Origin of the sequence: Winogradskyella sp. HB-48 (assembly GCF_049942685.1) — a bacterium.
Lineage (GTDB): Bacteria > Bacteroidota > Bacteroidia > Flavobacteriales > Flavobacteriaceae > Winogradskyella.
In genome coordinates this window covers 396018-419494 of record NZ_CP187934.1, presented here as the reverse complement: position 1 = coordinate 419494, position 23477 = coordinate 396018, and the positions used below count along the sequence as shown (strand labels likewise).

The following is a 23477-nucleotide window of genomic DNA, read 5'->3' as shown; positions in this document are numbered from 1 at the left end:
AAACAATAAAGAAGAACTGTTATGCTCTGCATACGGTTCACTATTATAAAGTTGATCAAGATTATTATAAAATTGTGAACAATGGTTGATGTAGATTTATATGATGTTCAAATTTTGACTTCTCAGGAAGTCGATTTGACACAGGTGTCTCATGTTAAGGAAATTCAATCTCAGAATATTTATTTGAAGTATGGTTTGGTTACAGTTGGTGTAGTATTTACAGCACTGTTATTCTACTTAAATTATGAAAACAAAAAATCAAAAAGTGATAAATAATATTTCTCACATTTTTTGTTTAAAATTGTTTTTAGATATTACACTTCTACCTAAGAATTTGTATATTTAATTTCTCCCTTTTGACCTTATAATAATAGCAATAGATAATATTATTGGCAGTTAATGTCTTTAAATAAGGAACTTTTATGTCATATTTTTCCAAAAATTACTCTAGAATAAATCTTCCAATTTCTGAAAAAAATAGAAAGGGATTAAGAAATGCTCAAATAGGAGCAGTGCATTCAATTGGATCTCATTTCTCAGTTAATAAGGATACGCCAGCAATTGTTATTATGCCAACAGGATCTGGTAAAACAGCTGTATTAGTCCTTGCTGCATATCTTTTATGAGCAAAACGTGTATTGGTTCTTAGCTCAAGTGTTTTAGTACGTGGACAAATAGTAAACGAATTCAAAGATTTAAGCACTTTAAAATATTGCAATGTTTTCCACAAGGACTTAGATTCACCTAAAGTCAAAGAAATAAAATCTTCTCTTAAATCTTTGGATGATTGGAAGGAGCTTAAAGATTATGATGTTGTAGTGGGTATACCTAAATCTATTAATGAAGGCATTAATGATGAGCTAAAACCTCCTGAAAATATGTTTGATTTAATATTAGTCGATGAGGCTCATCATGTTCCTGCATATACTTGGTCAAATACTGTAGCTACTTTTCCAGAAGCAAAAAAGATTTATTTCACTGCGACTCCGTTTAGGAGAGATAAGAAAGAAATTCAAGGAAGAACTGCTTTCAATTATCCTTTATCAATGGCATATGATGATAAAATATTTGGTGATATTGGATATTATGCTGTCAAAGTTGAAAACGGTATTAATCCAGACTTAGCCTTAGCTAAAGAAGCAGACAAATTATTTAAAGCAGATAGAGAAGCTAATTTAAACCACTATTTAATGGTTAGGACTGATAGTAAAGCTCATGCAAAAATTCTAAATGAACTATATAGGGCAGAAACTGATTTGAGGTTAAAAAGAATTGATAGTGCCAAAACTTATACCTATATAAAACAAACTATAGGAAAATTGCGTAATGGAGATTTGGATGGGATTATTTGCGTAGACATGTTAGGGGAAGGTTTTGATTTTCCAAATCTTAAAATTGGAGTAATTCATAAACCACACAAATCGCTAGCCGTCACTTTGCAATTCATCGGTAGATTCGCAAGAACGAACGCAGAAAACATTGGTGAAGCAAAATTTATTGCGATACCTAATGATATTACTTTAGGAAGGAAACAACTATTTGCTGAAGGAGCTATCTGGAATGATATTGTAAAGGATTTAAGTCAACAAGCTATAGTAGAGGAAGATGAAATTAAAGAAGTTCTTGATACTTTTGAAGTTACTTCAGCACCTGATGAAGATGAACAATTTTCATTTTATAATATAAATCCATACCTACATGTGAAAATTTACAGTGTAGAAGAATTCTATATCGACGGAGAGTTGGATTTACCAAATCATGAAGTATTACATGAAGGAGTCAGTGAAGAAAAGTCTACAGTTGTTTTTATTACTCGTGAAGTTGTAAAACCCAAATGGATTAAATCTGACCAACTAATAAATGTTAAATATTATTTGTTTATCATTCATTATGATGTAAAAAACAAACTGTTATTTATTCATTCTTCATCAATAAGATCTAAGCAATTTTATGATGACGTAGTTGAAGAATTTTCAACAGGTGATTATAGACGAATCACAAAAAAAGAAATTAATAAAGTTTTAGTGGACTTAGATGACACGGAATTTTTTAACATTGGCATGCAAAATCGCTCTCCAAATAGTGGTGAGTCTTATAGAACAATTTCTGGCCCAAATGCAGAAAAGTCAATTAGAAAAAGTCATGGGCGATTATATGCTAATGGACATGTTTTTGGTAAAGCTAAATCCAATGGAGAACCTTTGACAATTGGATATAGTAGTGGTGCAAAAGTTTGGAGTAATGCATACAAGAAAATCCCACAATTGATTCAGTGGTGTGAAGTTCTTGGAAACAAAATTGTTAGCGATAAAGAAGTATTGACTAAAACAGGGCTAGATAATCTTACAATTGGAGAACCAGTCTCTAAATTCCCTAAGAAAGTAATTACTGCAACTTGGAATGGAGATACATTTAGTAATACGCCATTATTGTATGTTATGGATGAAGATGAAATATTGTTTACTTATCAATTGCTAGATTTTGAAATCATAATCAATCATGAAGAATCTACTGATGAGCAATTAATATACAGCTTAACTAACGATATTTTAGAAGTTAATTTGTGTTATGATTTTGAAAACCATAATTCATTTGTTCTTGAACCAGAAAATCATCTTGAAGTTAAATATGGAGCGCATACTGACGATATACTAAATTATCTAGATGATTATCCTTTACATCTTTATTTGGATGATTTCGCAGCAGTAATAAATCATGATTATCATAAACCTACAGAATCTGGAGAATTGTATTTTGATTCTGCAAGAATTGAAAGTATAGATTGGGTTGCTTTAGGTACAGATATTACTAAAGAGTTTTATGATGATAATCAAAAAAAAGTCGATAATGGTAATTTAAATTCTATTCATGAATCTCTTGAAATCGTTTTACTTAACACAACACCCAATGTTTTGATATATGATCATGGTACTGGAGAAATAGCAGACTTTATTAGTGTTAGGAATGAAGCCAATGATATAAAAGTAGAGTTGTTTCATGTAAAAGGGTCTAGTGGTGAGAATCCAGGCGATAGAGTTAATGATGTATATGAAGTCAGTATGCAAGCTGTAAAATCCCAGCTATGGACATCAAATAGAAGTGGGTTTATTGAAAAAGTAAAATACAGAGTTAATGGTAAACAAGAGAAATTTATTCTAGGAACTCAAGCAAATTTCGTTAATATTTTATCACAAGCAAAAAGACTAAGGTTTATTTTTACTATCGTGCAGCCAGGTATTAGTGCTGTATTATTGACTGAAAAACTTAGTACTAATTTGGCGGCGGCAGACGATGCTATACAAAATAATGGTAATGAACCTTTGAGAATTATTGGTTCGTAAAGTCATATCATTAGTAGCTGTGGTAAAGAAGTGCAAAAATCCAAATTAATCCATCTTAAAAACGCTTTAATTCGTTTTAATACGTATTGAAAACATATAAAAGTGAATTAACAGTGTTTCGAATTGTTTTAATACGCTAGTTTTCTTGTTAGTTTGTTGTAAATTAGATTGATATGACTGATAATCGACAAAACGGACAATATATTCTAGACTTTGGTAACGAGCCAATTGCACCACTTGAGTCATGGCCTAAGCAGGAACATTTTCCTCTCAACTTAAAAACGTATAACAGAACTGTTCAAGAAACTCTGCAAGGCGATATAGAATCTTGTAAGGAGCTGATAATTTTAACAGGTTTTACATCCTTATCCCACCTTATCGATACTTTTGGAAATAAAGAGCTTGAGAATTTAAAGGACATCAAGATTGTCCTTGGCTTTGAGCCGAATCCATTAGGAAGAAAACGTTATCACGTTTGGCCACTTGAAAGGGAGATAAGAGAGTATTGGTTGAAAAAGGGCTTGTCAATTCTTTCTGGAGGAAGTGTAATCAACCTCATTCAAAAAATCAAAAACAAATCGGTTCACATTAGATTTTATGATAAACTACATGCAAAAATTTATGCAAGTGATCGAATGGCCATGCTGGGCTCTTCTAATTTCAGTAAGAATGGTTTGACTATTCAAACTGAAGCTAATATAAGGGTGTTGGCACATGTTGATCGTGATAAGTATACAGATATTAAATCGATAGCGAATAACTATTTTGACAGGGCAAATGATTACGATAAGATTATTGATCTTTTACAGGATTTAATAAAAGAGGTAGGTTGGAAAGATGCTTTGGCCAGAGCAATAGCAGAAGTTTTGGAAGGTGAGTGGCTCGATGAATATAAACTACTCATGTCTAAATTGGAGAACACTAAACTTTGGCCAACCCAATGGCGAGGGCTGGCGCAAGCTATTTCAATATTGCAAGAAAATTCAAACGTATTGATTGCAGATCCCACAGGTGCTGGAAAAACGAAGCTATGTTCGACCATTGTTTTAGCACTGAAGAACTGGCTATGGGAAACAGGAAGAAGAGATAAGGATAATTCATTGATTGTATGTCCACCTTTGGTTGTTGACAAATGGCGAAATGAATTTTTGAGCCTGTCTACAATAACGAATAATCAGACTTCATCAGGTATACTTAGTAATGCCAAAAAGCAAACACTTGAAAAGGCACTTAATGAATTAAAACTAGCAAATATACTAGCCATTGATGAAGCACACAATTATCTGAATCTGTCTACAAAACGAAGTGAAGCGATTCGAAAAAACACGGCAGATTTTAAAATCTTAATTACGGCCACACCAATAAATAAAAAAATCAATGACCTGTTGAAAATTGTAGAGTTATTGGATGTGGATAACTTGGATGACGGTAGTTTTAAGGCGTATTCGGAATTGAAGGGAAAACCGAACTTAGAGAACGAGACCAATATTGAAATGCTCAGAAGCTTTGTCAGTAAATTCACTGTTAGGCGTACTAAGTTTATTCTCAATAAGCAGATTGATAGAGAGCCTGAAAAGTATATAAATGCGCTTGGAATTGAATGTCGTTTTCCAAATCAAATAGCTAAAACGTATTATACAAAGGAGACTGAATCTGATATACAAATCGTAGCGAAGATTAATGCTCTATGTCAGAAATTGAAAGGATTGACGTATTTAAAACGAATAAACAAACCAAAATTTGAGCTTGATGAGGAGCACAAGCAAGGTTACTTGAACAATAGAATTCATGCTGCACAAAAGTTGTCAATTTATATGATTAGATCGAGATTACGATCTTCTAAGATGGCTTTGTTGGAACATATTATCGGACTGGATGAGGTTTTTAAATTAGAGGATTTTCATTGTCCTAAAAATCAACAAAACAAAATCAAGCTGTCAGAAATCAATAAGTTAGTAACCAATAATAAAATTCCAACAATAAGCAGAATTTTCAAAGATTGTGAAAAGCCTTTATGGCTAACAGATTTAGCAGAGTACATCAATGCATGTGAAGTGGAGTACAAAACTTACATGGAAATCGCCGATTTGACAAAAACACTTTCTGATAGCAGAGCTATGGGAAAGGTTGATGTTTTGGTTGGTCAACTGGACAGACATAAAAAAATAATTGCTTTTGATAGTTCAGTAGTGACGTTAAATTATTTTAAGCATTTGATTAGAAAGTATCATCCAAAAATTAATGTTTTGGCTGCTACAGGTTCAAATAAAAAGGATAGTGAAGTTGTTTTGAAGAAGTTTAACTTAACTTCAGGGAACAATGAAAGCATAATAGCCCTGTGTTCTGATAAAATGTCAGAGGGAGTAGATTTACAATTAGCTTCTTCAGTAACTTTGTTGGATTTACCGAGCGTCATAAGAATAGTTGAGCAACGCTTTGGAAGAGTTGATCGCATGGATACTTTACACAAATCTATAGACATGTATTGGCCTATTGATTCAGAGGTTTATTCATTAAAAGGAGATAAAAGGTTACTTAAGCTAAATGATATTATTTCAACAATGTGGGGCGCAAATTTTCAGCCACCAAAAGAATTAAAGCATAGGCATTTTGAAAATGTTGAAAGTATCGATGATATTATTGAAGAGTTTGAAAACTACCTTTCCGAAGATAGCTCATGGGAAGGGATACATGATAGCTTTCAGCCAATAATGGATTTAAAAGAAGGGGATAAACAGTTGATTTCAGAAAAGGAATATGAACAATACAAAGGGATAAAGAATACAGTAAAAACAAAAGTTAGTTTTTTGAAGACCGAATCTGAATGGTGTTTTTTTGCAACTAGAGGGGATGGGAATAAAAGTCCGAAATGGTATTTTATCAAACCGAGTTCTGAAAAAGGTATTTATACTGAGTTTCCTGAAATATGCGATCAGCTTAGAAGTCATATTTCAAAGAAAAGTAGTTCAGTGAAATGGAATGACAAGTATCTTAGAAAGTATCTGAAAATCCTTCAAGATAAAGAAATAGACTTGCTTCCAGTCAAGAAGCGAAGGGCATTGAAAGTTGCAGAAATTATTTTAAGGGCAAAATTAAAGGATAAAAAACTTGACTATAAATACAAGTTAAAAGTTAGAGAGCTTCTAGATTTATTTCACCCAAGAAAAAAGGATGTTGACTTTGAAGCATACGCAAAAATTTGGATAGACATTCTACAGCCATATCTAGAAGAAAAAAGAAATCGATATAAATCCTCTCGCTATGTTTATAATTTAAATAGTTTGACAACTAAGGCAGAAATAAGTCGGATTCAAATTTCTTATGAAAGACTTCAATCAATTTTGGAAGATTTACCTGTGAATGAAAATATTGATCATAAAATTGCTGCTTGTATAGTTGGGGTTCTGGACAAAAAAAATTAGCTACTTATACGAAAGATTAGACAGACTTACTTTTTTCAATGTCTAAAATGATTGTTTCCAATTTGTGTCCGATAATCTTACAGCCCTTATATAATATAGTCTAAAATCATATAATGAGTTTTTCTTTGGTTATTAATCTGTTTATTTGATTTATATAAAATTTATTGTTACCGTATAATTATCACTTAGTTTTTTTCGACTAAAAACTATTTAAAGTTTATTAATTAAGATAAAAATATCCTAATTAAGAATATTATTCCTTAACTTTGTATCATTAAGTAAAAAAATATGTTTTCAAAGGCTTGTGAATATGCTATTAAGGCATGCATTTTTGTCGCAAAAAGTTCCATGCGAAATGAACGTGTGACGCCAAAACAAATCGCTGATCAAATAAATTCTCCAGTAGCTTTTACTGCAAAAATTATGCAAGAATTGGTGAAAAGTGATTTGGTGGATTCATATAGAGGTGCTTATGGCGGTTTTGAAATAGATAAAGCTAAAATAGATCAGATTTCACTATCAAAAATTGTTAAAGTTATAGATGGTGACAAAATATACGATGGTTGTGGTTTGGGGCTTGATGTCTGTAATGAAGATCATCCTTGTCCGGTTCATGATCAATATAAAACGATTAGAGAAGATTTAAAACAGCTTTTAGATTCTACTAATTTAAAGCAGCTAGCTTTAGGAATTGAGAATGGCCTATCTTACCTTAAAACATAAAAAAATTTATATCAAAATAAGATAAAAACATCCGAATTAAAAAATTATATATTATGGAACTTACAATGGATAAAGAAAAACAAATAGGAGAGTATGTAGCCGAGGATTTTAGAACTGCTGCCATATTTTCTAAATACAAAATTGATTTTTGCTGCAATGGCAATCGTACCGTTTCAGAAGCTTGCAAAGCCAAAAGTGTAGATGAGCAAAAGGTAAAAGAAGAAATACATTCTATCTTAAATTCTGTTTCTGAAGAAACGATTGATTATAAGTCTTGGCCTTTGGATTTACTTATGGACTATATAGAAAAAAAACATCATAGGTATGTTGAAGAAAAAATACCAGTGCTTCGTCAGTTTCTCGATAAGCTTTGTAAAGTACATGGTAAGAGACATCCCGAGCTTCTAAAAATTTATGAGCTTTTTATGGCTTCAGCTGGAGAGTTAACAGCTCACATGAAAAAGGAAGAACTTATACTTTTTCCTTTTGTGAGACGTATGGTAGAAGCTAATTTCAGTAATACCACAATAACATCTCCTCAATTTGGAACTGTTGAAAACCCAATTGCAATGATGAAGCATGAACATGATAATGAAGGCCAGCGTTTTAGACTAATAGCAGAGTTAACAAACGACTATACTCCTCCAGCAGATGCCTGTAATACATTCAGAGTTACGTATGCTATGTTAGATGAGTTTGAGAAGGATCTACATTTACACATTCATTTAGAAAATAATATTCTGTTCCCAAGTGCAATTAAACTAGAAAATGCACTCAAATAACCTTTAAAACTAAACCTTAGTTAAATCCCAGAGCGTTGTTGTGTCTGGGATTTTCTATATATTTTTAATTGGAATAAAAACTCAAAAGACTATGCTTAAAAAAGTTTAGTATAATTTGTCTCTCTAATTTTTTCATAGCTTCGGTATTAGGACTTTTGTTGCGTTATGCATCTATTGATGCTTTAGGTATTAATTATAGATATTTTACACATGCACATTCTCATGTGGCGATGCTGGGTTGGGTGTATTTAATGCTATATACTTTTATAGTTTTTAATTTTACAAGACAGAATCGAAAAAAATACATAAGACTTTTTTGGATCACTCAAATTTCGGTTTTTGGAATGCTCCTCAGCTTCCCATTTCAAGGATACGGAACTGTATCTATAGCATTTTCAACTTTACATATACTATGCAGTTATTTTTTGTGTTCTGGGTTTGGAAAGATTTAAAAAATAAAACAGGAGCTTCTATACTCATGTTGAAATCGGCTTTAGTATTTATGCTAATATCAACTATTGGTGTTTGGTCCTTGGGACCTATCATTGCAATTTATGGTAATGATACACCGTATTATGATATTGCAATTCAATTTTTTCTTCATTTTCAATTCAATGGTTGGTTTTTGTTTGGAGTGTTAGCTTTATTAATAAAAGAATTGAACATAAAAAAGAGCACTTTATTCAAATCATTTTATCTTTTACTCACTTTTGCTACCATAGCTACAATTGCTCTACCTATTTACTGGTATCAACCTAGTATTGTCTTATTTTATCTTAATGGATTGGGTGTTTTTTTACAATTAATTGCTGTACTTATATTATTTAGATTAATTTATCTTCATATAAAAAAATCAAAACCGACTTGGTCTTCCTTGAGTATTTTTACTTATGCGTTTGTGTTGAGTTGTATTGGGTTTAAGGTACTAACACAAGGTTTGTCTTTAATTCCTGGGTTAGCAGAAGAATTATATCAATATCACAGTTTAATAATAGGATTTATACATTTAGTGATGCTTGGTGTTATTACGGGCTTGCTGTTTTATATGTTGCTAAATAGTTTTTTGTATCATAAATCAGTAGTGCTAAAATTAGGATTTTATAGTTTTTATTTTGGTTTTGTTACAACTGAGCTCCTTATCCTATTTCAGGCGATTAACTATTACTTCTGGGAATCTGGAATTGAGAACTATAATACATTTTTATTTGTGGCAAGTATTTTTCTTTCTTTAGGTATTTTTTTAATTGCATTAAGCATCATATTTGCTATACCAAAGCCACAATATGAGTTAGACTTTTCTCTTAGTAAAAAGTAGTTTAAAACTATTTTATGCACCCGTTTTTTGTTTTTTTGGGCTCCTTGAGATATTGTTAATAAGGTTTTTAATAACTATAAGTAACTAAAATTCTCTATGGAAAACTATTTGGGTATTTTTAAAAAAGATTAAAAGGTCTTTTATTATTAATATGTATTATCACGATTTTAATGTAGTGCTTCAGGAAGTGCCGGGAGAAATAAGTTTATGTTTTACCATATCTGGCTGTCCATTAAGATGTAAAGGGTGTCATTCTCCCTTTCTTTGGAAAGAGGGGAGTGGTTCTAAACTTACCAACAATGCATACAACGAGATACTATACAAATATCTCGGTTTTGCTACATGTGTTGTTTTTATGGGAGGTGAATGGCATGCAAAGGAACTAATTTATAAGTTAAAATATGCCAAGTCACAAGGTTATAAAACTTGCTTATATACAGGCGAAGACACTATAGATTCTAAAATCACCAAACATCTTACCTGGTTAAAAACAGGTAAATGGGATTTTACAAAAGGTGGACTAAGTAGTCCAAATACTAATCAACAGTTTATAGAAGTTGCAACAAACAAGAAACTAAACCATTTATTCCTTAAATAATATACTATGATAAGATTATCAAAAGAGCAAATAAACAAAAAGATTGATTTTATTCAGCATTACCTTCATTCTGCAAACGCAGCAGATGGCTCTAAAATGGATGCAAATGCTAATGTTACATCCAAGAATATAGCAACAATGGAGGCCGAAATAAATAAGGATATTAACATTCAGGTCAATCGCGAATTAATAAAACAGAAGATACAAGAACTCTTCGGACACCAATTAGCCAATGAATATATCCGTCAAATAGAAGATCATGAAATATATATTCATGATGAAACATCACTAAAGCCTTATTGTACATCTATTAGCATGTATCCATTTCTGTTAGATGGTCTTACAAAATTAGGTGGAGAAAGTAGAGCTCCAAAGCATCTAGAAAGCTTTTGTGGTGAATTTGTAAACCTTGTTTTTGCTATTAGTTCTCAGTTTGCTGGTGCTTTAGCAACGGTAGAGTTCTTAATGTATTTTGATTATTTTGCATCAATAGATTATGGTGAACATTATCTTCAAACTCATCAAAAAACTATTGAAAATCATTTACAACATGTTGTTTATGCCATAAACCAACCTGCAGCAGCCAGAGGCTATCAATCTGTTTTTTGGAATATTTCGTTGTATGATGAGCCTTATTTTAATAGTATGTTTGGTGATTTTGTATTTCCTGATATGAAGAAGCCTAAATGGAGTAGTTTAAAACAACTTCAGAAATTTTTTATGTCATGGTTTAACAAAGAGAGAACAAAGGCTATTTTAACCTTTCCTGTTGTTACAGCTGCAATGCTAACCAAGGAAGGCAGTCCTGTGGACTTAGATTTTGCAGAAATGTGTGCACAAGAGCTCAGTGAAGGTAATTCGTTTTTCATCTATCAGTCTGAAAATGCAGATAGTTTAGCGTCTTGCTGTCGTTTAAGAAATGAGATAAGTGATAATACTTTTAGTTATTCATTAGGCGCAGGTGGTGTAGCTACTGGTTCTATTAACGTAATTACCCTTAATATGAGTAGGCTTATTCAAAAGAATGCCAATATTTTGGAAGAAGTACAAAAACTCCATAAATACCAGGTAGCCTATAGAAAACTAATGGAAGCATATTATAATGCAGGACTTTTACCTGCTTATAATGCAGGTTTTATTTCGTTAGACAAGCAATTTCTCACAATTGGTATTAATGGTATGGTTGAAGCTGCTGAGAGTAAAGGAATCACTGTTGGTAATAACAAAACGTATAAAAGCTTTGTAAACAAGTATCTAAAATTAATTTTTGATGAAAACAAAGTAGCAAAAAGCAAGTATGGCTACATGTTTAATACGGAGTTTGTGCCTGCAGAAAATTTAGGTGTAAAAAATGCTAAATGGGATAGAGAGGATGGTTTTGTTGTAAAAAGAGATTGCTACAATTCTTACTTTTATGCAGTTGAAGATCATAATATTAATGCGTTAGATAAAATAATTCTTCACGGAAAAGAAACCATCAAATACTTAGATGGTGGTTCTGCATTGCACCTCAATTTAGAAGAAACACCAAATAAAGCTGGTTTTATAAATCTTATAAACGCAACTGCAAAAGCAGGTTGTAATTATTTTTGTTTCAATATCCGAATTACTATTTGTAATCATTGTTCTCATATCGACAAAAAAACTACTTCGGTTTGTAAGAAATGCAACTCAACAGATGTTGACCATGCCACTCGTGTTATAGGCTATTTAAAAAGAGTCTCTAATTTCAGTTCAGGAAGACAGCGAGAACATCATTTAAGACACTATCATAAAGAAGAAAAAGATGATTCACTAAATGAAAAGCGAATAGCTCAGGTAAAACATTATCTAAGTACAACAGATGCCATTAAAGACCATGCTGCTTATAGCTAAGAAAGAGTACGTACAAGATGTATTGTGCTAATTGATGTCTAATCCCTTTAAAGATATTAGGGTTTTGTTCGCCTCAATGTCATTTGCTAATTCATTTATTGTTTTTTCTTTAAAGTCTGCAAGTATTTGTTCTTTAAAGGGTGAAACTATGTAGTGAACAGGGCATGGGTTTTGGTCATCGCAACGCGATAATCCTAAAAAGCAACTATCAAATTTAGTAGTGCCATCTATATTAATTATGATGTTCAAAATGTTTTTATGTTTATCCTTATCTGTAAGGTAGAAACCGCCAGTTGGCCCTTTAGATGATGAAATAATTTCTTTAGAAGCAAGGTCTCGTAATAACTTTGCCAAAAAAGGTGGTGGTGCCTGTATGTCTTTAGCAATTGTTTTTGAGCCTATTTTATTTTGGGTATCACTATATTTTGCGAGATACAAAACAGCTCTTATTGCATACTTTGCAGCATTAGAAATCATAGTATTTTTTTATAAAGATATAAAAAGATCGATTAGTCTTATTTTACCCAAAACCAACCATGACTTCCGGCTACCGCACCTGCTGTTGTGATTAAGCTAATAACTAATAAAACCCAATGCAATTGATGCATAATTCTAAATGTTTTATCGGGTGCTTTATTGGCATATTTGGCAAATACCTTATGAAGTATATACGGTTCTAATATGTAGAGAATTAATGAAAAAATAATCCAAACCAAAGTCATTGAGTGTAACCACCAAAAGCGGTAATCCAAATATCTAGACCAAGCATTCATTTCATAAAGCATATAAAAACCAGAAAGACCTGTTAACAGTGTCGTTATTTTTGCCTGTATCGCAAACTTACCTTCAATTGTTTCAAATGTTTTAATCTGCTCTTCTTTAGACTTTATTTTCTTTATCGCAGGAATTAAAACGGTAGTTACCATAGATACACCACCAATCCATAAAATCACTGCGATAATATGTACAATCCTTGCAATTGTAATATTTTCCATAAGTGCGTTTTAATATGTAAATTCTTTTTTGTTTATGTTTAAGTGTTTGTAAATTAAGGAAATAAATAAGATAAGTTGATATAAAAGTTTCGTCCTTGTCTTGGAATGTTATTCCAATCGGCAAAGGTTGAATAGTTGGTGTCTAAAATGTTTTCAACACCATATTTCAAAATTGTTCTACCATGATTTCCATAAAACACATGCCCCAAATTAAGATTTAATACAGCATAAGAAGCGGTTTCATTTTCACCATAAAAGCTACTAAAGTGACTTTGGTTACCATTACCTTCTAGCTGTATTGCAGCGTTAAAGTTGTGTTGTGTATAGTTGAGTTCTGCAAAGTAGCTAAAGGGTCTTATTAATGGTAAATTTTCACCATTGCTTCCTCTTCCTAAGTTATATCCAATTGTAGTGTTGGTAGAGAAATGGTCAGAAAACTTATAGCTGCCGTTAAGGTACACATCAAAAATAGAAGCATGGTCTAAGGCTTCATAAACACGTACACCATTAGCGCCAATAGTCATAGAACTAATACTTGGTGCAATCTCTCCAATAATGTAATCCATAATATAGAAATATGATGACTCTAATCCTAGTTTTAAATTACCAAAAGATTGTGTGTAGCCAAAACTAGCTTCTATAGCTTTTTCATTTTTTAGATTTGGATTACCGATATAATCATAATTATCAAAACTATTGAATAAATAAAATCCATAACCTTCACTAACTGAGGGAGCACGTTCGCCATAACCTAACCCAAATGATACATTCTTTGTATCTTTTTTAATGTTATAAGATGAAGAAAGACTCATTAACAAACGGTTTTTACGATCGCTAATATTTGGGTGAAAAATCTGAAGACTTTCAACACCTACTCTGTCTTCAATTTTATTGGTATGGTGCCCAAGTCTTAATGAGGTAGATAGTGTTTTGTTATTATTGATATGCCAATCGTCTTTAGCAAAAATACCAGTATAAAGTGTTCTTATATCTGGCCATGTAATCATAAACATGTCTGGTTCATTTGGGTTGTTAGAAAACATAGTCATTTCTGCCAAAGAACGATTGTAAAAACCATTTGCATTAAAGGTAAAATGATGGTTGTTTATAACAATATCTGCTTTACTGTAAAAGCCATAAGTATCGCTCCAACCAGGCATATCCATCCGAATAGGTACATCTGGACGCTTACTATCATCCATAATGTGGGTTATGGTGTTAAAATACAACTTGGTTTCTAAAGATTTTAAGCTTTTCTCATCTGGGCGGTAATAATGGGTTATAGATGTGATTAAAGCTTCTGCCAACGAAACATCCATTGGTAATGCAGGATAACCGACATCTGTTGCTCTATCATAAATGATGTTAGCATCGATATGCTGAGTTTCGGAAAACTTATATCCTGACTGCAGTGAAATATTATACTTTTTAAACTGAGAGAATAATACTTCTTGGTTGCCTCCAGCATCATAATTATCAGATTTCCTTAAGATACCGTCTACACTGATGTAAAATTTACTACCTGTATATTCAATATCTATACCTGTTGCAAAAAAATTACCATTGGTTTCGTAGCCTAAATCTGTGCTGGTTTTTAGACCAGTATCTGTAAATTTAGATGTTGGTAACTTTAAGTCTATGCCACCACCAACGCAATGTCCATTCTCAGTACCCGATTGGCCAGAGCCAATAGTTACTTTTTCTAGATTAGAAACATCTACATAAGAGGTTATAGGATCCATTTTGTCAGTACAAGCTCCAAAAATCTGCATGCCATCAATGGTAACAACCAAACGATCACTTACCATATTGTTTATAGCAGGTTCCCAGGCGTAGTTACCTCTTTTTATCATAGTGATGTTGTTAGACTTTTCTAAATAATCATCAATACTAGATAAGGTTTTTTCTTGTCTGTTGTTACTTAGTTTTCTTCTTGTTACTATAATGACTTCCTCGAGTTCTGTAGTGTCATTCTTTACTTCTTTAATTTCTTTTTCTTGAGAAAAACCATGATTAAAAAAGATGGAGCAAACAATTATAAAGATTAGCTGTTTCATAGCTAAAAGGTTTTAGATTAAATGATTTTATAGTAGAGCGTAGCCGAGAGTTGTAGTAACTCTCGACTGCTAACTCTACAAAACAATGTTTTAGCTTGAAGAGAATCTAGAATTCAAGTTCTAAATACAGGCTACTCGACTCATTTTGTTCGGTTACATCTTCACCTTTTAGTACGTCGTTTTCTACATTTAAAAGTTTTAGATTTAACTTCCAATATCCTGTCATCGTCAATGATAAATCTCCGTAATAAAAGCTGTCTGCGTTGTTGAATGATAAATCGGTATTATTAGGCGAACTATGATTACCCATACCAGGCATACGAGGATCTAAAGCAATGGTATAATTTTCTACCACAGGAAATGTCATCATGTTTTCCATTTTAAATAAACCTACTTTCATTTCGTTAATGGCAATGCTTGGATTTAGAGGTTCAATTAAAGCTAAGATGTAGCGTGTATCATCAGTACCCATAAAGCTAGCTACATTCTGGTTTTCATACTGAAACACTTCAATGGTTTCTGTAACACTATACGCTTCACCATTAATGTTATAATTAATTGTAAGTGACCAACCAGAACCATCTGTGTTTGTCATTTGATAAATTATAAAGCCCTCATAAACGGTATTCTTCCCTATAGCTTTTGTAATATTAGATTTAGGGCATGAATGTTGCATCGTAGGCATTTGCATTACTGGCACCCAGGATAAAGAAGCATCTTCAATATAGGTGTTAGTGGTATTGTCTTTTATTCTAAGACTTATCGCATTGTAACCAGTTTTAAACATCCCTGTTTTATTGAATAATTCAATGGTTTGGTCTCCATTTGTGATTTCTTGAATGAGATATAAATTAGCGACTTCATTATGAGGTGTTGTGTCGTCGTTGTCGTCTGTTGAGCACGAGAATATAAGTGCCATCAGCACTAATGGTAAAATATATTTAAGTTTCATTTTATTTTTATTTTAAGTTAATTTTAATGTGTAGTCATCTTAAATAAAGCTTTTAAAAGCCCATTTTAAGAAGTTATACGCTAAGCGCGCCGATAAAAAATTAACTTAAAATAGGTGGAGGAGTATCTATATCGTAGTATTTAGAGATTGTACTCTTAGAATAAAAATTTACTTGACTACTTCTATTATTATTAATAATGATTTGCTCTTCTGTGCTGTGTTTTTCACTAAAAAAGACAAAAACATCTAATCGTGTACGTTCTGTTTTTTGTAGCGGATTATTTGGTGTATTACTGTTGCTTTCTTTTAGCTCTTTACGTAATTGACATTTTCCATTACAACCCTTTTGTTCGTCTTTTTGAATACAAAGTGTTTTCGCTATTATGTCTTGGTTAATCACAAAATCTGCAACTATAACAACAGTTTTAATGTTGTTAAATAACAACGCAATAGTTAATATTATTGCAAAGGCTTTATGTAGTACTTGAGCGATCATGACACAAATTTCGGACTAAAATGTCTTAAATAAGATGATAAATGTCATGAGAAACTAAACTTTAAAAAACTCAAAATACTTGGCAACAAGAAGTTTTAACCGTTTAATTTTTTGTGCTTTAGTAGTATCATTTTCTACGTCTTTTAAATCTGTTATTTCTTCAAGTATAGGTACAAGAACAATGTGAAGCTGATCGTGTGCTTCACCTTTCATGTTGCAACTTTTAATGATGTAACTAGTCTCTTTTGAAAGTACGTTGCCTAATGCTTTTGTATCAATTGAGGTTTCTGTTTTTAAGATGGAATCGATGCGTTTCATTCCGATGTGCGTTTCCTGATTTGCTACCCACTGTTTACCATTGTTTAGAGCTAGGCCTTCTAAAACGATGGTAGCCTCTGTTTTTTGGTTTTTATTGTTTTTACACCCAAACAATACCAATATAAATAGAAGTGCAATACCATAAACTGTTTTGAGTTTCATACTAAAAGTCTTTTTTCTTTGATTTATGGATAATACGTAAAACAGGAAGAGCTACCCAAATAATTAAGGCAAAGATAGAAATAACCAAACCAAAGCTTGTGCCAAAAAACTGTTTAAAAACAGCACCTGTATATCCTAATAATGCAGAGATGTCTAGCTTTAAAAGAATAAGTGTTCTGGACAGGTCTATTGGGTTGAGCATTGTGCCAATTAAAGAGACTTTATCAAGAGGGTAATCTTCAAAAATTATTAATGACATTAAAAATAGCCCATCGTAAATAATGGCAAGAAATAGCCACATAAGAATGGCGTAACCAAATCCTTTAATTTTATTTTCGTTAGATAGCGCAATATTAAAGGCTAAAGCACTAAATATAAATGTTAGAAACACGCCTACTATTAGTAGCAATGAAAAATCCCAAATGGCATTAGATTTAAATAAACCATAAGCAATAAATGGAATACCAAGACCTAAAATTAAACTCATTGATAAAGAAAGTGCAACACCAAAATACTGTCCTAAAAAAATGGACGAGCGTTTTAATGGCTGAGCGAGTAGAAGCTCTGTAAACTCTTTTGAATTGTAGTAATACATTACGCCGAAAATGGTGCCTATTAGAGGAACCAAAACTATTATAACATTCATTAGTGTAATAACAGCCTTAGATAAATCACTATTTAGAAAAAGCAGTACAATACCCAACAGCAGATAAAAGGCAAAGTAAACATAACTCCAACTGCTACGCATTAAATCGAAAAAACTGTATTTTAAAATCTTAAGCATGGTTTTTGGTTAAAATGTTAGCAATGGCATGTTCAAAATCGTTCTGTTCTGTTTTGGTTTTAAGTTCTTCTATGCTGCCTTTAAAGTATATTTTTCCTTCTAGAATAAATACAATCTGATCGGCTATTTCTTCAACAAAACTCATTATGTGAGATGTAATTAAAATGGCCTTTCCTTTTTTCTTTTCTACTGTAATTAACTCTTTTAGGCATATTAAAGAAATAGGATCTAAGCCTGTCGTTGGCTCGTCTAAAATTACAATTGGACTATCGAACATAAAGGTGAGCACCAAATTAACCTTTTGCTTTGTGCCCCCAGAAAGCGTTCCCAATTTTTTGTTTAAAAAAGGTTGAAGTTTAAAAGTTTCTATAAGTTTTTGATCGTTGTTAGTTTGTCCCCTAAGGTCTTTTATCATTTTAATGAGCTCTATAACTTTGAGGTTGCTGGGAAAGTTAGCTATCTGAGGGAGATAATCTATCTTGCTTCTATAATTAGAGTTCTTTTTAATGTTTGTGTTAAAAACTTTAATTGTACCATTATCTGGTATTACCATCCCTAAAATGCTTTTTATAATGGTGGTTTTTCCAGAGCCATTAGGACCTAAAACAGCAAATATACCTCCTTCATTTATGTTAAGGTCTACACCGTTTAGTACATTGTTTTTTCCGAATTTTTTATGTAGATCTAATATTTCTACCATGTTACCTTACGCATTAGTGGTTTGTTATCAATGAGATTTTCTGGTGTAAAAACTGGTGATACTTTTTCAGAAAAGTTAATTATATCAATAAATAAGCTTCTAAGCAGTACAATACTTTCTGGAGTGCGATTTACTAAATACGAAAACAATTTTACTGGTCTGTAGGGAACGTCTCCAATACCATCTTTATCTAAATCGTAACCTGTGTAATTACTCCAGTAATTATTTTCAAACTTATTACTGTTTAGTTTGCCTGAATAAGATAAGTCAAAAGAGTTGTGCAAAAAGTTATTTTTTGAATAAATATTATCATAACAAGCTCCATGTACCTTTATAGCATATCCATTGTTTTTAAATGTGTTTTCTGTAAATGTTATTCTATTGGTGCCATCTGCATTAACACCAATAGTGTTGTCTTCAAAAATGTTGTGCTGTAGTTCTGCATCGTTAATCTCCTTTAGTAAAATTCCATATGATGCTGTTCCCCAATTTTTCTTAAACAAATTGTTGAACATTTTTATTCGCTTAGAAAACATTACGGCAACACCAGCACCATTGGCTTCAAAGGTGTTATTTTCATAAGTATTGTCATTAGAAAACATAAAATGAAGCCCGTAACGCATATTTTGGGTAGAGTAGTTGTTGGCAATATAGCTACTGTTCCCAAACTCTAGATATATACCATCTCTCATTCTACGCACATCATTGTTTAGAATTTTTACATTTTCACAGTGCCAAAGATGTATGGCATTACCAGAATCTGCTTCCGCATTACCTTCACCTGATATGGTATTATTTTTTATAATGCCATCCTTAGATTTTTGAACTAAAAAGCCAAAGAAGGCGCTTTCTACTGTTATGTTTTCAATAACAAAATCATATGATTTAAATAACAAAATTGCAGCATATTCTTTTGTGTAACTAACTTCGATGTTTTTTATTGTTAAGTTTTTGATGATTATATCGGTAGCCTCTACAGAAAATCCGTAGCCATTATTCTGAGTGTCTATTATAGTGCCTTTCTCTCCAGTTATATAAAGCGATTTTTTATAGATGACTATATTTGATTCCTGGTATAGACCACTTTTAATAAAAAGACTGTCACCACTTTTAGAACTATCAATAGCAGTCTTAATAGAATTAAAATCACAACCTGTTTTGCAAATGGTTATTGTTTTAGCAAATACAAAACAGGTTGAGAAAAATAATAATAAAATACTAATAGTCGTTTTAGGGTTCATCCAATCAATTAATTTTGTTAAAAATACCTTTCCAGTCATAGTATTGGGCTGGTTTGTCATTGATAATTTTTTTCGCTGTTTCGGTATTTTTGAAACCAGAAAGATTTGCTCCCATAGGGCTAGTAATTTCTTCACAAACAGTATAGGTAGCGGTTCTTGCATCTATCATTGTGCCAGGTTGATTGTAATTGGCAATGAATAAGTTGCCAGTAGCCATAATATCCTGTTTGTCTTCCAAAAAGCGAATCATACATTCTATAGCATCAAACTTATATTGTTTGCCTTTAGTAGTAACCATTTGAGCCGCGTGTGTTTTAGTAACAATGGTCATTTGGCAGAAATGACACATGTCTGTTCCGTAATTTATAGGTTGAGGTGTTTTACTACAACTAAAAAAGCTGTATATAATTATTAATAGACTTAGGCGCTTCATGCTTTAACAGTTTTCTTTTTTTTATTGCCTAACGAATATGCTATAAAAGTTAAGAACATACCAAACCCCATCATATAAGCACCTATATGTGGATAAGAATGAGCCACAAAATTTAAGATATGTCTTGTTCCAAATAATGGTGGTTTATAACTTAAAGGGTTACCATTTGCGTCTGTCATTTTCATAATAGCTTTAGGATCTAAATTGGTACCGTAATCTACCATCCAAGCATTAAAATCGTACATTCCTAATACACCTAATATAACCATTAAAATGAGCCATCCCAAAAACCACTTTGGCGAAATACCTTTAAATAATCCTAAAAAACCAATTAAGATACCAAGTAAGGACATACCACCAACAACGATAGGGAAAACTGTGAATTCCCACATTTCGTCTGGTTTTGGTAGTTTGCTCATACCTATATAATGGTTTAGTCCATCAATGTTCTGTAAATCGTGTTTTTCTTTTCCTGCTAACCCATCTAAGTGAATATTCATACCGATACCACTTGGATATTGAGGAGCCTCTAGAGTTATACTCCACAGCGGAAATATAAATAGACCTAAAAGCAATGCAGAACCAATGATCATTAATATACTAGCGGATTTCATGTTTAATTTATTTTAAAAATTATGGGCGAGCAATACACTCGCCCATGTCTGAGTTAATTGATCTTTAACACTAAAACTATTAACCCATTTTATTCATCTAAAGTGTATTTTAAAGGGGTGTTAGAGTTTTTTCCAGATACTCTTATATATCCTTGCATTTCTTGGTGTAATGCAGAACAGAAATCTGTACAATAGAAAGGCCATACACCTTCGCGTTTAGGCTCCCAAACAATTGTTTTGGTTTGACCTGGCATTACTAGAATTTCAGAAGTATTGGCACCAATCATTGAAAAACCATGTGGTACATCAAAATCTTGCTCTAGATTTGTTAGGTGGAAGTATACTTTATCTCCAACTTTAACACCCTCAATATTATCTGGCGCAAAGTGACTGCGTATCATAGTCATATTAATGTGTACTTCGTTACCGTTTCTTGTAACTTTGGTTTCTGCTTCGCTTTTAGCAGCATAAGGATGCTCATTTTCTGATAACTCATAGTACTTTTTACTGTTTTCTTTTATAATATCTGCATGTATACCAGCTGCATAGTGAGGCTCACCGTGAGTTGGAAAGTCTGATAAAAGTTCCATTTTGTCTCCAGAGATATCGTAAAGCTGTGCAGAGTGTTCTAACTCAGGACCTGTTGGCAAATAACGATCCTTTGTTATTTTATTCATTGCAACCAAATACTTGCCAAATGGTTTGCGAGAATTTCCACCAGGGATCATTAAGTGACCTACAGAATAGAATGTTGGCTGTCTGTCTAATACTTCGAACGTTTCTAGACTCCATTTCACAACTTCAGAAGAGATAAAGAATGTTGTATAAGCATTCCCTTTACCGTCAAACTCTGTGTGTAGAGGCCCTAAACCTGGCTGCGTAACCACTCCTGCAAGGGTGTTTTCGTAACTTAAGACAGGTATGCCATAAGAATTGTCTACAAAGTCTTTATTTTCAATAGCTTTGATAATTTTATCAAAATCGTAAACACTTAAATCTGTAGATAGCTTACCACTACCAACAATATATTGTCCTGATGGATCTACATCACAACCGTGAGGAGATTTTGGAATTGGAATATAGAAAACTGCACCTTCAACTTCTCTAGGGTCTACCATTGTTACACCTTCTTTCATAGTGGATGTAGCAGTATGAGTTTTTTCGTCATATACGTTGTGTGCATAGGTTCCTGCAACTTTTTCACCACCACCGTTCTTAACATAATCAACAATTTTTTGCCAGTTTATAGCAGCAATGTAATCTTTGTCGTTTTGTGAAGCATTCACTTCCATTAAGGTGTTAGCTTCTTCTGTGTTGTAACTTGTAAAGAAGAACCAACCATGAGATTTGTTTCGTCCAGGATGAGCCAAATCATAATTAAAGCCTGGCATGTTTAATTGAAAGTCTAAATTCATTCTTCCGTTATCAGCGATGCTAACAAAAGAAAGAGGGCCTTTAAACTCACCTTTCATCTCATTAATAGGCATGTCTCTTTGTGGATTAGGTACAGCAAATCTTGTACCAGCTACAATGTATTCTGTGTTTTCAGTTACAAAAGATGAGGCGTGGTTACCTGCAGAGTTTGGCAATTCTATAATCTCTTCAGTTTCAAAAGTAGATAGACTTACCCTTGCAATACGAGGTGTGTTGTTTTCGTTAATAAATATCCATCTTCCATCAAGTTCTCCATTGGTTTGCGAAATATCTGGATGGTGTGCATCTCCCCAAGGTACGAAGCCAAAAGAAGTGTTAAGCATAGGCTTTGTTTCTTCTGAATAACCATAACCTGAAGTAGGGAATTGTGAAAAAACAGGAATTTCTTTTAACATTCTACCGCTTGGTAGACCAGCTACAGTGATGTTACCACTATATCCTCCTGAAAAAAATGCGTAGTATTCATCGTGTTCGCCTGGTGCGACATAAACTTTCTCAGCCTTGCTAGAAGTCATAGCACTTGAGTTTTTTGTATTGTTGTTATTGCCACAATTGACTAAAAAAGCCGAGACAGCAATAGCTAATACGTATTTGCTTAGTTTGTTCATTTTTAATGATTTATTTAGTTAATAGTTTTAGTTTTTTGGAAGAATAACGTCTTCAACAATATGTACCCAACCGTTACTCACGTTGACTGTTGCAATAATTTTGGTGCCACCTACGTATAAGTCACCATCTTGCTGTGTAACCTCTACATATTCTCCAGAGGCCATATAAAGTTTTCGATTTTTTTCAGCGTTCTTTTTCAACATCTCAACAGGAAAGTTACTTGGAGCTACATGGTTTGTTAGTATTAAGGCTAATTTGCCTTTGTTTTCTGGTTTTAGAAGATCGTTTAAGGTAGCTTCGTCAATTTTAGAAAATGCTGTATTATTAGGTGCAAAAACCGTTAAAGGCCCAACATTGACTAGTGCATTTTCTACGCCAGCAGCTTGTACAGCGCTAACCAATGTTGTATGGTCTTCTGATTGCATTGCCAATTGTAGTGCATTTGGTGTGCCTCCTTCATCTTTTATAAAGGCCTGTCCGGTTTTTTCGTTAGATGTGTCATTGGTTGTGGTTTGGCTTGCATTGTCTTCAGAGGACTTTGCTGAATTATTACATGCTACAAAGCATCCCAAAAACGCAAAGAGTAATAGTGATTTGATTAGTGTTTTCATGGTTATAATATTTAA

At 32.7% G+C, this 23477-nt stretch carries 21 protein-coding genes and 1 pseudogene; 9 read left to right on the top strand and 13 right to left on the bottom strand.

Annotated elements, in window-relative coordinates; translation table 11 throughout:
* The first annotated feature begins 81 nt into the window (after nucleotides 1-81).
* The 9 genes and pseudogenes from ACPX19_RS02025 to nrdD all read left to right on the top strand — a co-directional run bounded on the left by ACPX19_RS02025 (nucleotide 82) and on the right by nrdD (nucleotide 12056).
* Complete coding sequence (locus ACPX19_RS02025; protein WP_426431146.1) at nucleotides 82-276, top strand: hypothetical protein; 195 nt, start codon at nucleotides 82-84, stop codon at nucleotides 274-276.
* A 146-nt stretch (nucleotides 277-422) separates the two neighbouring features.
* A pseudogene (locus ACPX19_RS02020) lies at nucleotides 423-983 on the top strand (DEAD/DEAH box helicase family protein); the annotation flags it as partial.
* A gap of 63 nt (nucleotides 984-1046) precedes the next feature.
* A complete protein-coding gene (locus tag ACPX19_RS02015; RefSeq protein ID WP_426432413.1) occupies nucleotides 1047-3341 on the top strand; it encodes a DEAD/DEAH box helicase in 2295 nt (764 codons plus the stop codon).
* Nucleotides 3342-3514: 173 nt separating this feature from the next.
* Entirely contained in the window at nucleotides 3515-6763 is a 3249-nt protein-coding gene (locus ACPX19_RS02010) for an SNF2-related protein (RefSeq protein WP_426431145.1), read from the top strand.
* 288 nt (nucleotides 6764-7051) lie between these two features.
* Nucleotides 7052-7486: an RrF2 family transcriptional regulator gene (locus tag ACPX19_RS02005; RefSeq protein WP_426431144.1), complete on the top strand. Its 435-nt coding sequence runs from the start codon at nucleotides 7052-7054 to the stop codon at nucleotides 7484-7486.
* Nucleotides 7487-7539: 53 nt separating this feature from the next.
* Nucleotides 7540-8268, top strand: a complete 729-nt coding sequence (gene ric, locus ACPX19_RS02000; RefSeq protein ID WP_426431143.1) for an iron-sulfur cluster repair di-iron protein — start codon at nucleotides 7540-7542, stop codon at nucleotides 8266-8268.
* A gap of 412 nt (nucleotides 8269-8680) precedes the next feature.
* A complete protein-coding gene (locus ACPX19_RS01995; RefSeq protein WP_426431142.1) occupies nucleotides 8681-9583 on the top strand; it encodes a hypothetical protein in 903 nt (300 codons plus the stop codon).
* 151 nt (nucleotides 9584-9734) lie between these two features.
* A complete protein-coding gene (nrdG, locus tag ACPX19_RS01990; RefSeq protein WP_426431141.1) occupies nucleotides 9735-10181 on the top strand; it encodes an anaerobic ribonucleoside-triphosphate reductase activating protein in 447 nt (148 codons plus the stop codon).
* 6 nt (nucleotides 10182-10187) lie between these two features.
* A complete protein-coding gene (nrdD, locus tag ACPX19_RS01985; protein ID WP_426431140.1) occupies nucleotides 10188-12056 on the top strand; it encodes an anaerobic ribonucleoside-triphosphate reductase in 1869 nt (622 codons plus the stop codon).
* A gap of 27 nt (nucleotides 12057-12083) precedes the next feature.
* Here the strand turns inward: nrdD and ACPX19_RS01980 are convergent, their stop codons facing one another.
* From ACPX19_RS01980 to ACPX19_RS01920, 13 genes are all read right to left on the bottom strand, one after another.
* A complete protein-coding gene (locus tag ACPX19_RS01980) occupies nucleotides 12084-12533 on the bottom strand; it encodes an RrF2 family transcriptional regulator (protein WP_426431139.1) in 450 nt (149 codons plus the stop codon).
* 38 nt (nucleotides 12534-12571) lie between these two features.
* Nucleotides 12572-13051 carry a hypothetical protein gene (locus tag ACPX19_RS01975; protein WP_299096310.1) on the bottom strand — a complete coding sequence of 160 codons (480 nt, stop codon included), beginning with the start codon at nucleotides 13049-13051 and terminating at the stop codon, nucleotides 12572-12574.
* A gap of 53 nt (nucleotides 13052-13104) precedes the next feature.
* On the bottom strand, nucleotides 13105-15108 hold the full coding sequence (locus ACPX19_RS01970) for a TonB-dependent receptor plug domain-containing protein (protein ID WP_426431138.1): 2004 nt from the start codon (nucleotides 15106-15108) through the stop codon (nucleotides 13105-13107).
* A gap of 106 nt (nucleotides 15109-15214) precedes the next feature.
* Entirely contained in the window at nucleotides 15215-16060 is an 846-nt protein-coding gene (locus ACPX19_RS01965) for a hypothetical protein (RefSeq protein ID WP_426431137.1), read from the bottom strand.
* Nucleotides 16061-16160: 100 nt separating this feature from the next.
* Nucleotides 16161-16556, bottom strand: coding sequence for a hypothetical protein (locus tag ACPX19_RS01960; protein ID WP_426431136.1), 396 nt, complete (start codon nucleotides 16554-16556; stop codon nucleotides 16161-16163).
* Between the two features lie 54 nt (nucleotides 16557-16610).
* Nucleotides 16611-17036 (bottom strand): hypothetical protein, encoded by a 426-nt coding sequence (locus ACPX19_RS01955; RefSeq protein ID WP_426431135.1) that lies wholly within the window; start codon nucleotides 17034-17036, stop codon nucleotides 16611-16613.
* Between the two features lies 1 nt (nucleotide 17037).
* Complete coding sequence (locus ACPX19_RS01950) at nucleotides 17038-17820, bottom strand: ABC transporter permease (RefSeq protein WP_426431134.1); 783 nt, start codon at nucleotides 17818-17820, stop codon at nucleotides 17038-17040.
* Nucleotides 17813-18520, bottom strand: a complete 708-nt coding sequence (locus ACPX19_RS01945) for an ABC transporter ATP-binding protein (RefSeq protein WP_426431133.1) — start codon at nucleotides 18518-18520, stop codon at nucleotides 17813-17815. Before ACPX19_RS01945 ends, ACPX19_RS01950 begins: the two co-directional genes overlap by 8 nt.
* The gene (locus tag ACPX19_RS01940; protein ID WP_426432412.1) at nucleotides 18514-19761 is read right to left on the bottom strand and encodes a nitrous oxide reductase family maturation protein NosD; all 1248 of its coding nucleotides are present in this window, start codon (nucleotides 19759-19761) and stop codon (nucleotides 18514-18516) included. Before ACPX19_RS01940 ends, ACPX19_RS01945 begins: the two co-directional genes overlap by 7 nt.
* Before the next feature lie 4 nt (nucleotides 19762-19765).
* The gene (locus ACPX19_RS01935; protein ID WP_426431132.1) at nucleotides 19766-20194 is read right to left on the bottom strand and encodes a nitrous oxide reductase accessory protein NosL; all 429 of its coding nucleotides are present in this window, start codon (nucleotides 20192-20194) and stop codon (nucleotides 19766-19768) included.
* Complete coding sequence (locus tag ACPX19_RS01930; protein ID WP_426431131.1) at nucleotides 20191-20808, bottom strand: hypothetical protein; 618 nt, start codon at nucleotides 20806-20808, stop codon at nucleotides 20191-20193. Before ACPX19_RS01930 ends, ACPX19_RS01935 begins: the two co-directional genes overlap by 4 nt.
* A gap of 89 nt (nucleotides 20809-20897) precedes the next feature.
* Entirely contained in the window at nucleotides 20898-22850 is a 1953-nt protein-coding gene (gene nosZ / locus ACPX19_RS01925) for a Sec-dependent nitrous-oxide reductase (RefSeq protein WP_426431130.1), read from the bottom strand.
* Between the two features lie 27 nt (nucleotides 22851-22877).
* A complete protein-coding gene (locus ACPX19_RS01920) occupies nucleotides 22878-23462 on the bottom strand; it encodes a fasciclin domain-containing protein (protein WP_426431129.1) in 585 nt (194 codons plus the stop codon).
* Between the last annotated feature and the right edge of the window lie 15 nt (nucleotides 23463-23477).

Coding starts and splice junctions, on each gene's coding strand:
- ACPX19_RS02025 (WP_426431146.1), top strand. CDS start 82: ATGGTTGATGTAGATTTATATGATGTTCAAATTTTGACTTCTCAGGAA.
- ACPX19_RS02015 (WP_426432413.1), top strand. CDS start 1,047: ATGGCATATGATGATAAAATATTTGGTGATATTGGATATTATGCTGTC.
- ACPX19_RS02010 (WP_426431145.1), top strand. CDS start 3,515: ATGACTGATAATCGACAAAACGGACAATATATTCTAGACTTTGGTAAC.
- ACPX19_RS02005 (WP_426431144.1), top strand. CDS start 7,052: ATGTTTTCAAAGGCTTGTGAATATGCTATTAAGGCATGCATTTTTGTC.
- ric (WP_426431143.1), top strand. CDS start 7,540: ATGGAACTTACAATGGATAAAGAAAAACAAATAGGAGAGTATGTAGCC.
- ACPX19_RS01995 (WP_426431142.1), top strand. CDS start 8,681: ATGCAGTTATTTTTTGTGTTCTGGGTTTGGAAAGATTTAAAAAATAAA.
- nrdG (WP_426431141.1), top strand. CDS start 9,735: ATGTATTATCACGATTTTAATGTAGTGCTTCAGGAAGTGCCGGGAGAA.
- nrdD (WP_426431140.1), top strand. CDS start 10,188: ATGATAAGATTATCAAAAGAGCAAATAAACAAAAAGATTGATTTTATT.
- ACPX19_RS01980 (WP_426431139.1), bottom strand. CDS start 12,533: ATGATTTCTAATGCTGCAAAGTATGCAATAAGAGCTGTTTTGTATCTC.
- ACPX19_RS01975 (WP_299096310.1), bottom strand. CDS start 13,051: ATGGAAAATATTACAATTGCAAGGATTGTACATATTATCGCAGTGATT.
- ACPX19_RS01970 (WP_426431138.1), bottom strand. CDS start 15,108: ATGAAACAGCTAATCTTTATAATTGTTTGCTCCATCTTTTTTAATCAT.
- ACPX19_RS01965 (WP_426431137.1), bottom strand. CDS start 16,060: ATGAAACTTAAATATATTTTACCATTAGTGCTGATGGCACTTATATTC.
- ACPX19_RS01960 (WP_426431136.1), bottom strand. CDS start 16,556: ATGATCGCTCAAGTACTACATAAAGCCTTTGCAATAATATTAACTATT.
- ACPX19_RS01955 (WP_426431135.1), bottom strand. CDS start 17,036: ATGAAACTCAAAACAGTTTATGGTATTGCACTTCTATTTATATTGGTA.
- ACPX19_RS01950 (WP_426431134.1), bottom strand. CDS start 17,820: ATGCTTAAGATTTTAAAATACAGTTTTTTCGATTTAATGCGTAGCAGT.
- ACPX19_RS01945 (WP_426431133.1), bottom strand. CDS start 18,520: ATGGTAGAAATATTAGATCTACATAAAAAATTCGGAAAAAACAATGTA.
- ACPX19_RS01940 (WP_426432412.1), bottom strand. CDS start 19,761: ATGAACCCTAAAACGACTATTAGTATTTTATTATTATTTTTCTCAACC.
- ACPX19_RS01935 (WP_426431132.1), bottom strand. CDS start 20,194: ATGAAGCGCCTAAGTCTATTAATAATTATATACAGCTTTTTTAGTTGT.
- ACPX19_RS01930 (WP_426431131.1), bottom strand. CDS start 20,808: ATGAAATCCGCTAGTATATTAATGATCATTGGTTCTGCATTGCTTTTA.
- nosZ (WP_426431130.1), bottom strand. CDS start 22,850: ATGAACAAACTAAGCAAATACGTATTAGCTATTGCTGTCTCGGCTTTT.
- ACPX19_RS01920 (WP_426431129.1), bottom strand. CDS start 23,462: ATGAAAACACTAATCAAATCACTATTACTCTTTGCGTTTTTGGGATGC.